The organism is Bradyrhizobium sp. T-12, assembly GCF_058314695.1.
Genome location: NZ_CM177756.1, coordinates 1506244 through 1519888, shown reverse-complemented (window position 1 = coordinate 1519888; position 13645 = coordinate 1506244). Strand labels below are relative to the sequence as shown.

The 13645-nt window shown below is 66.0% G+C and carries 15 protein-coding genes; 5 read left to right on the top strand and 10 right to left on the bottom strand.

Translation table 11 applies throughout. The annotated features are described in order from the left end of the window. Nucleotides 1–14: 14 nt before the first annotated feature. The 7 genes from AC0WRY_RS07350 to AC0WRY_RS07320 all read right to left on the bottom strand — a co-directional run bounded on the left by AC0WRY_RS07350 (nucleotide 15) and on the right by AC0WRY_RS07320 (nucleotide 6122). Complete coding sequence (locus tag AC0WRY_RS07350; protein WP_194406349.1) at nucleotides 15–2693, bottom strand: EAL domain-containing protein; 2679 nt, start codon at nucleotides 2691–2693, stop codon at nucleotides 15–17. Between the two features lie 156 nt (nucleotides 2694–2849). Next, complete coding sequence (locus AC0WRY_RS07345) at nucleotides 2850–3644, bottom strand: adenylate/guanylate cyclase domain-containing protein (RefSeq protein WP_194406348.1); 795 nt, start codon at nucleotides 3642–3644, stop codon at nucleotides 2850–2852. A gap of 136 nt (nucleotides 3645–3780) precedes the next feature. After that, entirely contained in the window at nucleotides 3781–4287 is a 507-nt protein-coding gene (locus AC0WRY_RS07340; protein WP_491122852.1) for an EamA family transporter, read from the bottom strand. A 27-nt stretch (nucleotides 4288–4314) separates the two neighbouring features. Further along, nucleotides 4315–4683, bottom strand: a complete 369-nt coding sequence (locus tag AC0WRY_RS07335; protein ID WP_194406346.1) for a DMT family transporter — start codon at nucleotides 4681–4683, stop codon at nucleotides 4315–4317. Between the two features lies 1 nt (nucleotide 4684). Next, nucleotides 4685–5359, bottom strand: coding sequence for an SDR family NAD(P)-dependent oxidoreductase (locus tag AC0WRY_RS07330; RefSeq protein WP_194406345.1), 675 nt, complete (start codon nucleotides 5357–5359; stop codon nucleotides 4685–4687). A 28-nt stretch (nucleotides 5360–5387) separates the two neighbouring features. Beyond that, nucleotides 5388–5861: a peroxiredoxin family protein gene (locus AC0WRY_RS07325; protein ID WP_194406344.1), complete on the bottom strand. Its 474-nt coding sequence runs from the start codon at nucleotides 5859–5861 to the stop codon at nucleotides 5388–5390. A gap of 36 nt (nucleotides 5862–5897) precedes the next feature. Continuing rightward, nucleotides 5898–6122, bottom strand: a complete 225-nt coding sequence (locus tag AC0WRY_RS07320) for a hypothetical protein (protein ID WP_246776538.1) — start codon at nucleotides 6120–6122, stop codon at nucleotides 5898–5900. Here AC0WRY_RS07320 and AC0WRY_RS07315 point away from each other — a divergent pair. Then, nucleotides 6067–6600, top strand: coding sequence for a TetR/AcrR family transcriptional regulator (locus tag AC0WRY_RS07315; protein ID WP_246776487.1), 534 nt, complete (start codon nucleotides 6067–6069; stop codon nucleotides 6598–6600). The two genes, AC0WRY_RS07320 and AC0WRY_RS07315, sit on opposite strands and share 56 nt — an antisense overlap. Nucleotides 6601–6629: 29 nt before the next feature. Here the strand turns inward: AC0WRY_RS07315 and AC0WRY_RS07310 are convergent, their stop codons facing one another. From AC0WRY_RS07310 to AC0WRY_RS07300, 3 genes are all read right to left on the bottom strand, one after another. After that, nucleotides 6630–7823: an adenylate/guanylate cyclase domain-containing protein gene (locus AC0WRY_RS07310; protein WP_194408191.1), complete on the bottom strand. Its 1194-nt coding sequence runs from the start codon at nucleotides 7821–7823 to the stop codon at nucleotides 6630–6632. Nucleotides 7824–7951: 128 nt separating this feature from the next. Next, the gene (locus AC0WRY_RS07305) at nucleotides 7952–8536 is read right to left on the bottom strand and encodes a HutD/Ves family protein (protein WP_194406342.1); all 585 of its coding nucleotides are present in this window, start codon (nucleotides 8534–8536) and stop codon (nucleotides 7952–7954) included. 113 nt (nucleotides 8537–8649) lie between these two features. Next, nucleotides 8650–10746: an adenylate/guanylate cyclase domain-containing protein gene (locus tag AC0WRY_RS07300; protein ID WP_194406341.1), complete on the bottom strand. Its 2097-nt coding sequence runs from the start codon at nucleotides 10744–10746 to the stop codon at nucleotides 8650–8652. Between the two features lie 312 nt (nucleotides 10747–11058). Between AC0WRY_RS07300 and AC0WRY_RS07295 the strand changes: the two genes are divergently transcribed. The 4 genes from AC0WRY_RS07295 to AC0WRY_RS07280 are packed head-to-tail and all read left to right on the top strand — an operon-like array spanning nucleotide 11059 to nucleotide 13627. Further along, a complete protein-coding gene (locus tag AC0WRY_RS07295) occupies nucleotides 11059–11364 on the top strand; it encodes a BufA1 family periplasmic bufferin-type metallophore (RefSeq protein ID WP_194406340.1) in 306 nt (101 codons plus the stop codon). 43 nt (nucleotides 11365–11407) lie between these two features. After that, nucleotides 11408–12325, top strand: coding sequence for an MNIO family bufferin maturase (gene bufB, locus AC0WRY_RS07290; RefSeq protein ID WP_194406339.1), 918 nt, complete (start codon nucleotides 11408–11410; stop codon nucleotides 12323–12325). Continuing rightward, nucleotides 12315–13091, top strand: coding sequence for an HvfC/BufC N-terminal domain-containing protein (locus tag AC0WRY_RS07285; RefSeq protein ID WP_194406338.1), 777 nt, complete (start codon nucleotides 12315–12317; stop codon nucleotides 13089–13091). Before bufB ends, AC0WRY_RS07285 begins: the two co-directional genes overlap by 11 nt. After that, nucleotides 13091–13627 carry a DoxX family protein gene (locus AC0WRY_RS07280; RefSeq protein WP_194406337.1) on the top strand — a complete coding sequence of 179 codons (537 nt, stop codon included), beginning with the start codon at nucleotides 13091–13093 and terminating at the stop codon, nucleotides 13625–13627. The genes AC0WRY_RS07285 and AC0WRY_RS07280 overlap by 1 nt, the downstream gene beginning before the upstream one ends. Nucleotides 13628–13645 lie beyond the last annotated feature (18 nt).

Genomic DNA, 13645 nt, shown 5'->3' with positions numbered 1-13645 from the left:
GCCGCGTTCGCCGTTCAGGATGCCGCTCGCCTTCGCGCGTTCTTGCCGGGCCTGGACGGCACGAGGCTGCCGGGCCGCCCGATCAGATATCCCTGCATCTCGTCGCAGCCTTCCTGGATCAGGAGCGACATCTGCGTGTCGGTCTCGATACCTTCCGCCAGGACCGGCACGCCGAGCCCGTGGGCGAGGCCGATCACGGCCCGTACGATGGCCAGCGATCGCTCGCCCTGGCCGAGCGAGGCGACGAAGGATCGATCGATCTTGATGCGATCCAGCGGGAACGCTTCGAGGTACGACAGCGACGAATATCCGGTTCCGAAATCGTCGAGCGCGATCAGGATGCCCAGCGCCTTGAGCGATTGCATCGTCCTCTTGGCCCGCGGCATGTCCTCGATCAGGACGCCTTCGGTGATTTCGAGCTCGAGACGCGCGGCCGGAAGCCCGCTGTCCCGCAGCGCCCTGCGGACCTGGCCGTCGAGGTTTTCCCGACGAAACTGCGCCGCGGAGACGTTGACGGCCACCCGGAGCGGCTGATCCCATGACGCCGCCTCCCGGCACGCTTCCATCAGGACCCAGTCGTCGATCTGCGCGATGGAGCCGCTCTGCTCCGCGATCGGAATGAACGCGCCGGGAGGAATGCTCCCGCGCACCGGATGCCGCCAGCGCACCAGCGCCTCATAGGCCATGAGCGTGCCGTCCCGATGCTGCTGCGGCTGATACTCCAGATAGAGCTCGCCGCGCTCGACGGCATTGCGCAAATCGTGCTCCAGCGCGCGGCGATCCCGCAGCTGCTGGTCCATCGCGCTGGTGAACAGGCGGATGGCTCCCCGGCCGTCGTGCTTGGCGCGATACAGCGCGGCATCCGCGTTCGCAAGCAGGGAAGCGGAATTGTCGGCGTCTCTCGGATACAGCGCGATGCCGACGCAGAGATCGATCTTCAGCGCATGGCCGTCGACCTCGATCGGATGCTCGAACTGAGCGCGCATCCTGGTGGCAAGCAGCTCTGCCGTTGCCGGCAGCGGCGACCGGTCGATGATGCCGATGAACTCGTCGCCGCCGACGCGCGCGACGTAGGAGCCTTGCGCGGCGTCCTGCAGGCGCCGCGAGGCCTCGCAGAGCACGGCGTCGCCGACGGCATGGCCGAAACGGTCGTTGATCGCCTTGAAGTGATCGAGATCGATGCAGAGCACGGCGAAGGGGCTGTCGGTGATCTCCGCGCGTTCGATCGCCGCGCCGAGATGCTGGTCCAGAGCGGCCCTGTTGGGCAGTTCCGTCAGCGCATCGTGACACGCGAGATAACTCACCCTCTGCTGCGCCCGATTGCGCTCCGTCACGTCGAAGGCGACGCAGACATGGGCGGACTGTCCCTCATAGGCGAGCGGCCGGGATTCGATCACGACCTCGATCGCCTCGCCGCCGGCGGTCCTGTGCAATTCGCAGTCGCGCTCGGCTCCGGCTTGCTGCTCGCCATAGGCGAGCTGATGCTCGGACAGCGCGAGGAGATCCTGGCGGGAATAGCCGTAATGCCGGCACATCGCACCATTCACGGCAATGAGCCGGCGCGTCTTCGCATCGACCACCCACATCGGAAGCGGGTTCTCTTCGAAGAGCAGGCGGAAAGAGGCTTCCGCCTCAGCGAGTGCTCTCTCGGTGCGATGGCGCTCCGTGATGTCCTCGTGGGTCGCGACCCAGCCCTTCCCCTCCATCGGGCGATGCCGGATCCGCACGATCCGTCCGTTGGTCAATTCCACGGTCGTGTCCGAATTCGCAGCGATCACCGGATCGCTGTTGCGCCAGGCCAGATAGTCCTGCTTCGACATCTTCGGTGCGCTGCCGGCCGAATAGCGGAGATCGACGATGTCGTTCAGCTTCATGCCCGGCCGGACCCGTTTCGGGTCGAGATCGTAGACCTCGAGATATTGCCGGTTGCAGACGATCAGGCGCTGGTCGTCGTCGAAGAAGCAGAGGCCCTGGGACATGTTGTTGAGCGCCCTGTCGAAGCGCTCCGCGAACGCGGTCGCAATCTGCTCTGCGGCCCGGGCGCGGTCACCCTCTTCGGACAGCCGTCCGTGCGTCTCGACCAGATTCACGAAGGAGCGGAAATTGGTGTTGATCATCCGGGCGAGCAGGACGAGCAGCGCCAGCAGATTGATTCCGACCGAGACCAGCATCCCGTCGCCGGAGAGCAGCAGCAGCGTCGCGATCGGTGCACCCGCGATCAGCATCGTCAGCCGGGACGATGGCGGGAAGCTGCCGAGGCAGTAAGCCGTTCCGACGCAGCCCATGAAGAGAAGCAGGGAGACCGACACGCGCAGGCCGGGATCGACCACCATGAACAGCGCCAGGATCCAGATCACGAAGCTGGAGCTGAGCACCACCGTGGCGAGACGAACCTTTGCGAGCTCCCGGTACGCTTCCTCGGCGGTGAAATCGGCCTTCTTCAGCCGGAGCCACTGGGCCAGCCGAAACAGACAGGCCGCCAGCAGAGCGGCTGGCAAGGCAAATCGCAGCCACGCCGAGACCGTGTCCGGAAGCAGCAGCCCTACGCTGATGCTGTTGACCAGAAGCGCGGCATAAAGCACCGGCACCTGCTCGCGGAGCACGCGGAACTGCTCGACGAGCAGCGAACGGCCGAGCGGATCGGTCGTATCACCGATCGCGAAAGCGTCACCAAGCCGCGCGAAGAAACCCATCGAGATTGTCCCAGCCACATCAAAGGCTAGAACAGAGAGGCGAAGGACCCGTAAAGGCGCTTGGTGTCTCCGACCTTAACGCGGCGATCGCGAATCCGAAGAAGCCAGTCGCGTCAACGAGTTCCGCGCGCGGCGCGAGGGCTTCGTCGGTTCCACTCAATCCTCGACCCGGTACAGCCGCCACCGCGCCGGAACGCCCTTGAGCTGGTGCACGCCGTGGTCCCTGAAGCGGATCTCGGATCGCGCCATCAGGTCCTTGACCGCGCTCGAGACCAGGACCTCGCCGGCGCGCGCCTTGGCGGCGACGCGCGTGCCGATGTGAAACGCGAGACCGACCATCTCGCCCCCGCTCATGCTATACTCGCCCGCATGCAGCCCGACCCTGATGTCGAGCCCCAGCGTGCGCACGGCCTTCTGGATCGCGGTCGCGCAACGGATGCCGGATGCCGGCGCCTTGAATGTCGCCAGCACGCCGTCACCGGTCGTCACCACTTCCTTGCCGCGCGTGCTCTTCAACTCCTTGCGGACCGCCGCGTAATAGTGGCCCATGATTTTCGTCCAGCGCGCATCGCCGAGCTTTGCGGCCTTTTCGGTGGAGCGGACGATATCGACGATCAGGATGGTGGCGAGCGCCTGCTTGAGCTCGGCGCTGCGCTCGGCTGATCGGCGCCGAGGCGCGATCGGTCCGGCCAGCGGTTCGTAGCGATGACTGCGGCGCCGGGCGATCGCGGCCTTGGCATAGTCCTGGGCGCGCTGCACCGTGCCGCAGCGAACCGTCTTCTCCTGCGGCAGGCGCGTCCAATAGACCCTTCGCCCGTCGCCGGCGCCATGGACCTCGACGGCTCCCCACTTCAGGAAGACCACCGAGCCAGCGCGCCGGACGCACCACGCCTTCGACGTGTATCCCGACACGTTCGACTGAAGGACTCCGATGCGTAGGAATTTGGGCATGTCGGTGCGGACAATCGAAGGACCATGGGCACTAGCTGGGCCAAAGCGTAGTTGCACATGTCCGCGTTGGCAACAGACGAGCCGCCGTGTGCCCTCGCCGGGGCAGCGGCTCGCAGCCTGACGAGGGGCTCTTCGATCATCGACTTCGCGTCGTCGCAATCGTCAGGCGGATTCCGGTCGCGGTCAGAGCCACCCCTGCGACGAGAGACGCATTGATCGGCTCGTTCAGCACCCAAGCGGAAATCACGAGCCCGACGCTGGGTGTCGCCAGCAGCGCCATCGACATGGTGCTCGCGGCGAAGCGACGCCCGGCCTCGACCACGGCCCAGTAGGCGAATGCGGTTGCGACCGGCGCCACGTAGACGAGCGTGGCCGCACCAAGCGGCGATATCGCCGGGGTCGCTCCTTCGGCGAAGATCGCGATCGGCAGCAGCAGGATGGCGGCGATCAGCATCTGCCAGGGCGCGAGGCTCAACGCCCAAGAGGTGAAGCGATGCGCCCGCACGGTCACGATGGTGACGGCCCAGGCCGTGGCGGCGCCCATCAGCATGGCATAGGCCAGCGTCTGCCTGCCGACGACGGCAAAGGAGGGCGAGGCGATCACGGCGGTTCCTGCACATCCGATCAACACGCCCGCCAGCATCTTCGGTCCAAGATCTTCGCCCAGCCGCTAGGCCGCGAGCGGCGCGACCACGATGGGCGTCGAAAAGGCCAGCACGGACGCACGCCCCGGCGGCAAGATCGTCAGGGCAAGACCCGTGAGCGCCGAATACGCCGCCATCTGAAGCGTACCCGATATGACGACGACCGTGACATCAGCAAGCGGCGGCAGGGCAAGCTCACCGCGCGCAACAAGAACTGCGAACAGGATGAGCGCCGCGATCGCATAGCGAAGGCAGCCATACCAGATCGGCGATATCTGGCCGACACCGATCTTGATGACCGGCCAGCTCACGGCCCAGATCAACACCAGTGACGCCAGCAGCAGCCAGTCGCGCGGCCTGGGGTGGGCGGCTCGGACCGAGGCGGCGGCCGGCAAGCTAGAATCTTTCACTTGACGGCCGCAGGTCGAGCTCATGGGTCCAGGCGCTGCTGGCCTGCCGGTACAAATGATAATAGCTCTCCGCGATCGCCGCCGGCTGAAGCAGCGTCTCCGAGGGATCGTCGTCCCGCGCGATCATGCCGTCGAGTATGACATGCGCCACGTGAATGTTCTTCGGCCCCAGCTCGCGAGCCATCGATTGTGCCAGCGCCCGCAGGGCGAATTTCGGAGAGGCAAAGGCGGCAAACCCGCCGCCGCCCCGGATTGATCCGGTTGCACCGGAGAAGATGATCGTCCCGCCTCCGCTTTCCAGCATGGAAGCTGCAGCGGCCCGGCCGACCAGAAACCCCGCAAGGCAACCGGTGCGCCAGGCCTGCTCGAACAGTGCCGCGGAGATGTCGAGGATTCCTCCCCGGTCCCAGATGCCGACATTGAACACCACGAGGGATGGCGCCCCGATTTCCGTTTCGACGCGGGCGAACACGTCCTCGACCTGCTCCGCGATCGTCGCATCGCAGGAGTAACGACGAACCAGATCGCGGTGGGGCTCACCTGCGCCGCCGCTGCGCGAGATCGCAGCAACATGCATGCCTTCATCCGCAAAGCGCGCAACGAGCGCGTTGCCCAATCCGGGACCCGCGCCAACGACGACGGCAACCTCATGTGAGTTCACGTCCGTACCTCCGGGGGTTCAGCTGGCCTCACCTGGATTTCACGTAACGGACGAAGCCGATCACGTCCTCAACGACCAGCCGGCCGATCGCGCCGCTGGAATAGACCGCCGTGATCACCCTTCCGCCTGGGTCGAGAACGAAGCCGGTGGATTGCAGATAGCGCGGGCCCTCGTTGATGTAAGCGCCGGTCGTCGCGGCGATCGCCTCTGCATCGACGCGATAGCCGACCGGAAAATTCAGCCGATGCTTTTCCACCAGCGTGCTTGCGTCGATCTTGTCGTCGACGGACATGGCGACGACCCTGATCCCGAGCTCATCAAGCTTCTCCTTTGCCCGTGCAAAGGCCGCGAGCTGCGCATTGCAATACGGGCACCACGACCCGCGATACATCAGGACCACGCCGTAGTGACCGGCCAGGTGGTGGGAGACGGAAACCGTACCGTCGGCGACCGTGTCGAGAGTCAGGGCCGGAAAGGCATCACCATTGTCGAGACGAGGCATTCTTGTCTTCTCCAAAAACTGGACTATTTAGTCCAATTACTTGCCAGCATCATCCCTGTCAAGTACGGTGACGGCGATGAACAAAAACGTGACTGCATTGTCCAGGACTCCGGTGCCAAAGACCTCAGCGCCCAACACCTCAGTGCCAAAGACGGCACGGGGCGCGGCAACACGCGCGCGCATCGTCGATGCGGCAACCGAGCTCGTGCGCGAGCGAGGCGCCGCGAACACGACGATCGATGCGGTGATCGAGGCCAGCAAGGCCAGCAAGTCGCAGGTGTATCACTACTTCGCCGACAAGGATGAGCTCGTGCTGGCGGTGATCCAGCGACAGGCCGAGTGCGTGCTCGGAACGCACGAGGGTCTGCTGCGAAAGCTCAATTCCATCGCCGGACTTCGCCGATGGCGCGACGCGGTGGTCGAGCTGACGGACCAGACCAATTGCGCTGGCGGCTGCCCTCTCGGCTCACTGGCTGCCGAACTCTCGGAGACGCCGCGCACGCGCGCGGCGTTGGCGGAGAGCTTTGCACGCTGGGCAGGCTATTTCGAAGCGGCATTCGCCAGAATGCAGTCACGGGCGGGGAGAGCCCCTGCCGGCGATTTGAGGGAGCTTTCGGAGGCAATGCTCGCCAGCCTGCAAGGAGGCCTGTTGCTGGCGCAAACCTTGCGTTCGACACGACCGCTGGAGCTGGCGCTGGACATGGCGATCGATCACGTCGCGGCCCGACTTGGGCTCTAGCTTCACCGGCGCGTCCGGCGCAGCCTGCCTCAGCCGTGATAGGCAAACAGCTCGATTGGATCGCTGAAGCCGCGCACCTCATGCTGACCGACGTGCTCCAGCTCGAACTTCGGCTGCACCAGCTCCGCAAAGTCGCGTGACAGCAGCACCGTTCGTCCCAACTTCTTGGTGAGGGCTTCGAGCCGGGAGGCCATGTTGACGGCCGGGCCGATCACGGTGAAGTCGAGCCGGCTGCTCGATCCGATATTGCCGTACATGACGTCGCCGACATGGACGCCGATGCCGTAGTTCAGCGGCGCGCGGCTGGTCATCTTGTTTCGCTCGTTCAGGGCGGCCATGGCCTGCCGGGCCTCGGTCACGGCATGCAGCAGGTTGGCGCAGGCATTGGGCTGGCTCAGCGGGAAGATGGCGAGCAGGCCGTCGCCGATGAATTTCAGGATCTCGCCGCCGTGCCGTGCGATCGGCTCCGACATCGCGTCGAAATAGTCGTTGAGCAGATCGATGACGTCGTCGCGCGGCCAGTTGTCGGAAATCTTGGTGAAATCCCTGAGGTCGCAGATCATGATCGCGGCGCGCACCGTCGTGCCCGTGCCGCGCCGGGTCGCCCCGGCCAGGATGAGCTCGCCGGCATGGGAGCCGACATAGGTCTCGAGCAGCGTCCGCGCCAGGCGATTCTTGACGCGGATCTCGCTGACCAGCGCCAGCACCGGCAACACGTTCTTGAGGGCGGCGACATGCGCATCGTCGAAACCGCCGGGCCGGTCGGTCGCGAAGGTGACGAGATGCCGCTTGCCGAGCGTGTGATGCAGCGGCCAGGCCACATAGTCGGTCAGGCCTTTCGCGCGCATCTCGTCATAGAGCGCATGCTTGCGGCCGAGCGACGGGTCACGTTCGAGATTCTCGCGCACTTCGGCCGCCCCCTCGAATATCTCGTGGGCGGCGCTGCCGATATATTCGGAGCGCTGCTGCACATCGAAGTCGACCCGCGAAATCTCGGCCTCGCGCTTGCCGTCGGACCACATGATGCGGGCCCCCAGCCATTGCGGGTGCTGGATGCGGACATGGAGCGTCGACCGCGCGAGCGGAATGCCGGCCTGCTGGAGACGGATGCACATCTCGGCAAAAATGTTGTCGATGAAGCGCTCGTCGCGCGTGCCATTGGTCAGCCAATCAACGACGCCGTCGGACAATGTGGCGGGGAGATTGTGGTCTGGCGCGGTCATATCCTGCCCGTTCATATCGTATCTTGCGCGGCGGTCTGCATCAGGACAGATATCGTGCTCCGGCCTCGCCCCGTCAACCTAGCCAGTTGCATGGATTATGCGCATCGGATGGCCGGGGCCATCGCCGGCTAGCCGATGAGCCGAATCGATCCCAGCACCGCCAGCCCTGACACAAGCGCGAGCTTCGACGCCGCAGTGAGCTCCACTTTCAGCGTGTCCTCGTGCGAAAGCGAGAATTCCTCGTCATCGATGCGGACGCGGCAATCGCCGCGCGCTGCGTAAACCAAATGTGTGCCGGCGACAAGCTGCCGCGTGCCCGGCTCGCGAAGCGCCACGAGCTCGATCTCCGCCGCGCCGCGCCGGGCCATCAGGTTCACGACCTCGACCGGTCCCTCTTCGAGCGCGGTCACAATCTCCATCTCTCCGGTGAAGCGCACCGTCGTAAAAGGTTCACGCTCGTCGAACTCCTGCGTGGGTGACTTCAGCACCAGCCCACGCCCGTTGACGACCATCTGGAGCCGGTCGATGCCGGGCATATGGGAGAACGGGCCGGGCGCCACGATCGGCGTGGAGGCAAGGCGCCAGAGCAGGCTGCTCCAATCCTTCGCCACCGCGTCAGCGCGCCAGGCGCCCGCAATGTCGGTGAAGATGCCGCCGCCGTTCTTCCAGGGCGAGCGGGTGTAGTCTTTCGGTCTCAGCAACGTGATCTTCATGTCTGTTCGGGAATCTCAGGTGGGCCGTGTTATCCAGCCCATCATGCGCGCGATCAAGCGACTTTGCCAACTGCTTCGCAGGCGCCATGGGATGCCGGCCGATACTGACGCTGCTATTTCGACGTCAGTGTCGCCACCGCCCGCCAGGCGGCGTCCGGCGCAGCCGACATGAGCTGCCGGCAGCGCTCGCGCATCAGCTCGGCGGGGCGATCGTGGCCGCGCCGCTTCAACACGGCCTCGAAATCTGCGAGCGCCTCGGCAAAGTGCCGCGTGCGATAGGCTTCAAGGCCACGCTCGTAATCCGCGATCCAGCCGATTGTCTCGCCGTCGATGGTGCCCTCGTTCGCGATCCCGATCAGTTCGTGGACGGAGAGTCCCTCCTCCCGTCCGTAGACCGCGATGCTGTCGACCTCGCGCGTGATGACGGCGCCGCGCGCCAGACGTTCGGTCGTCTCGCCGATCAGGATCTGCGTGCCGTAGGATTTGTTGGCGCCTTCGAGCCGGCTTGCGACGTTCACGGCATCGCCGATCACGGTGTAGTTCAGCCGCAGCTCCGAGCCGATATTGCCGACCAGCATGCGGCCCGAATTGATGCCGATGCGGATCTGGAGCGGCTGGCCGAGATCGTCGGCGAGGCCGGACTCCTCCATCGCCCTGCGGCAGGCGAGCGCCGCGCGGCAGCAGCGCGCGGCGTGATCGTCCTGCGGCTGCGGCGCGCCCCAGAACGCCATCACGGCGTCGCCGATGAACTTGTCGATGGTGCCGCCATTGGCAACGATGATCTCCGAGGTGACGTCGAGATAGCGCGACAGCAGCGGCACCACGCGGTCGCCCAACCGCTCGGACAGCCCGGTGAAGCCGGCAATGTCGATGAACATCACGCTGAGCTCCTGGACGCTGCCGCCGGGCCTCGCCTCGACGCCCTGGCGCAGCAGATCGCGCACCAGATCGGCCGGAATAAACTTGCGGAATGCGGACAAGCCGGACGCCATCTCGGCGATCGCGCCGGACAGGCTCGCGATCTCCTTGAGCCGCGAGGGGTGGCGGCGGACCTGCTCCAGCGCGAAGGCTTCGACATGGCGGAGCTCGCCGACGACGCGCGACAGCGGCGCAGCAATGACGGACCGCGCCAGCATCGCCGAGGCCAGCGCCGCGAGCACGGCGCCGACGGCGAGGCCGAGGATCAGTCGCCGCAGCGTCGTCTCGACCGGCCCGAGAAATTCGGCCTCCGGGATCACGGTCGCGAGCGACCAGCCGGCAAACGGCAGCGGTGTCAGTGCAATCTCATAGGCTGCGCCGCCGGACGTCAGCCGGTTTCGCCAGGCCTCCTTGCGGCCGGCCTCCCCCGCCTTGTCGAGCGCCAGCCGCGCCAGCGGCAGCAGCGTCGTGTCGCCACGCGCCGGATGGAGCTCGTCGGCCTCCTTGTCCGGCGCCGCGATCAATTCGCCGCTGTCATCGACGATGAAGGCGGTCCCCGTGCGCCCGACCTCGAGCTGCGAGAGAAAACGCGCAAGCCTGGTGTATTCGATGATGACGGCCAGAACGCCTTGCCGCTCCTGATAGACGTCGATCGGCCCCGCGAAGGCGATCGAGGGCCGCTCGCCGGTGGCATGGTCCATCACCCTGAACCATTGCGGATCGTTCGCGTCGAGTCCGGCCTTGAACCAGGCCTGATCGGCGACATGGAATGCGGTCGGCTCGAAGCGGCGATTGGCGAACTCGATGTCGCCGGGCACCACGTCGTATTCATCGACGCGGCGCTGGCCGGGATGATCGGTCAGCGAGATCTCCATCATCTCCAGGCGGCGATCGCCAAGCTTGTGCGCGGCGAAGAAGGAGCCGTCGGGCCAGCCGAAGGCGACCCAAGAGATCGTCGCCTGCGACTGCAATTGCGAGAGAAACACGAACTCGCGCTTGTCGGCCTCGCGGGTGTCGAGCACATTCTGCAGGAACAGCGTGCGGATCGCGGTGTGCGCGGCGCGCGCCTCGTCGACGATGGCCGAGACCTCCTTGCGCACCGCCGCCACGATCTGCTCGTTGATGGTCGAGGCGAGCTGCCGGCTGGTCGCCTCCGCCGTGCGCCACCAGAGCAGGCTGGAGAGCGCGGCCGTCAGCAGGATCGCAGCCAGGACCAGCGCGGACACCGCGAGGCGGATGCTGACCGTCAACCTTGCGATCGCACGAAGCCGTCGTTCGGGATCAAGCTTCATCGCCCTCTTCGCCTGCCGGTCCACGCGAGCCACTGACATTGCTCTACGCCGCCGGCGCTCGCCCGTTACATCTGGCAGAAAACGGGGCGGCGCCGCCAATGCCCGGTGGCTACCGTGTCGATAGACCCCAGGCATTGGCTTTGGGCGGACGATTGCCCGCTAATGCCAGCCCAAGCGCACCGGCGGTGCGCCCGATCCAATCGGTCTCACGGGTTCGTGAGCGGCCCGCGGTAACGCCGGCTGCGCGCGCAGCGAAGGAGACCATGCGCGCATCGCCTGCCAGGCGATGCCATCTCGAACAGGAGAATCCCGATGTCTGCCAAACACGTCGTCACCTCGCTCGTCCTCGCCGGCGCCGTCTCGACCGCGCTCGCGACCCTCGCTGCCGCCGGCCCGCTGACCAAGGCCGAGGCCGAGGCCGCCGTCGCCGCCAAGAAGGAGAAGTGCTTCGGCGTCGCGCTGAAGGGCCAGAACGATTGCGCGGCGGGACCGGGCACGACCTGCCAGGGCACTTCGACGGTCGACTTCCAGGGCAACGCCTGGAAATTCGTGCAGGGCGGCACCTGCACCAGCATCGACCTGCCGGGCGGCAAGAAGGGCTCGCTCAAGCCGGTCTAACGGCCGGCGCGACCTCGCCGGCAAGGATGAACGGAGCAGCACGATGAGCACGGTGATCAACCCCGCCCGACGAGCAGCCATGCCGCTCCGCTATCCAACGCCCATCGGCGGCGTTGCCGGGACGAGCTTCAAGCCCGAGCATCTCTCCAATATCCTCGAGGCCGGACCTCGGCGTGGCTTCTTCGAAGTCCACGCCGAGAACTACATGGGCGATGGCGGCCCGCCGCATCGCGCGCTGGAAGCGATCCGCCGCGACCATCCGCTGTCGCTGCATGGCGTCTGCATGTCGATCGGCGGGCCGCGGCCACTCGACAAGGCGCATCTGGCGCGCTTCCGCGGCCTCGTCGCGCGTTATCAGCCGGCGCTGGTGTCCGAGCATCTGGCCTGGTCGACACATGAGGCCAGCTTCTTCAACGATCTGTTGCCGCTGCCCTATACCGAGGCGACGCTCGCTTGCGTCTGCGACCACATCGACCAGGTGCAGGAGGCGATCCGTCGTCCGCTGCTGCTGGAAAACCCGTCGACCTACGTCGCCTTCCGCGAATCCTCGATGCGCGAGACCGAGTTCATTCGCGCCATCGCCGAGCGCACCGGCTGCGGGCTGCTGCTCGACGTCAACAACGTATTCGTCTCCGCCACCAATCACGGCACTTCCGCGCTCGACTATCTCGCGGATTTCCCGCTGTCGCGCGTCGAGGAAATTCACCTTGCCGGCCATGCCGAGCAGGCTGACGACGAAGGCGGTCTGCTGTTGATCGACAGCCATGACGGCCCGGTCGCGGACGCCGTCTGGAGGCTTTACGAGCTGGTGATCGGACGCTGCGGCGCGGTGCCGACGCTGATCGAATGGGACAGCAAGATTCCGGACTGGCCGGTGCTGCAGGCGGAAGCCCTTGCCGCACAGGCGATCCTCGATCGTCATCAGACCACAGCAATGGCAGGAGAGCGTCATGCAGCCTGAGACCGGCTTGTCGTTCGCCGCTGCGTTCGCGCCGGCGCTGCTGGACCCAGCGCGCAAGACGCCGGGGATCGTGACCGGACCAAACGGCAAGGCCGCCGCCCGGCGCTACGACGTCTATCGCAACAACGTCACCGTCAGCCTGATCGAGGCGCTGGCCGCGATCTATCCGGCGGTGCAGCGCATCACCGGCACCGACTTCTTCCGGGCCATGGCGCGCTTTCATGTGCGCAGCCATCCGCCGAGCTCGCCGCTGCTGTTCCAGTATGGCCGCGACTTTCCGGATTTCATCGACGCCTATGAGCATGCTCAAGATATGCCCTGGCTCGCCGACGTCGCCCGCATCGAGCGGGCCTGGCTCGACGCCTATCATGCGCGCGACGCCGCGCCGCTGTCCCCGGCCCGGCTGTCGGCGATTGCCCCGGAGCGTCTGGCGGATACCGTCTTCATCCCGCACCCGGCGATGCGGATCGTTCGTTCGCAATTCTCCGCGGTGACGATTTTCGCCGCCAATCGCGGCAGCACTCCTACCGCGCGCATCGATGCGTCGAGGCCGGAGGACGCATTGATCACGCGGCCCGAATTCGACGTCGTGGTGCGGCACCTTTCGCCCGCCAGCGCCGTCTTTGCCGTTTGCCTCGCATCCGGCCAACCGCTCGGCGAAGCTGCCGCGACGGCACTGGATGCATCGCCCGACTTCGACATCGCCTCGAACATCACCGGCCTGATCGAAGCCGGTGCATTCACCTCTGCTGCTGGAGACGCATGATGATCACGGACCAACGCATGGCGAGCGGCGGCCTGCCGTCGCCCTGGCTGCTCATCGACCGGGCCAATCACCTGATCCAGACGCTTGCCACCCCCTCGCTCGTCCTGCTCGTGCTGCGCCTCGCGCTCGCGGTGCCGTTCTGGCGTTCCGGCATGCTCAAATGGGGCGGATTCCTCAGGCTCAACGACACCGCCGTAACGCTGTTCAGCGAGGAGTTCATGCTGCATCTGCCGGGCGGGCCTTATCACTTTCCCGCGCCGACGCTGATGGCGTTCCTGTCAGGCTGCGGCGAGATCATGTTTCCGATCCTGCTCGTGCTCGGGCTCGGCACACGATTCGCGGGGCTTGGACTTCTGTTCATGACCGTCATCGTCGAGCTCACGGTGCCCGACGGCTGGCCGATCCACCTCACCTGGGCCGCGATGGCACTCGCCCTCATGGCGTACGGACCCGGCAACGTCTCGCTCGATCATTTGCTCTGCCGAATTCGTAGCCCGGATGGAGCGCAGCGCAATCCGGGGCAGCTCGTGGGATGATGCTGCGGTCCCGGATTA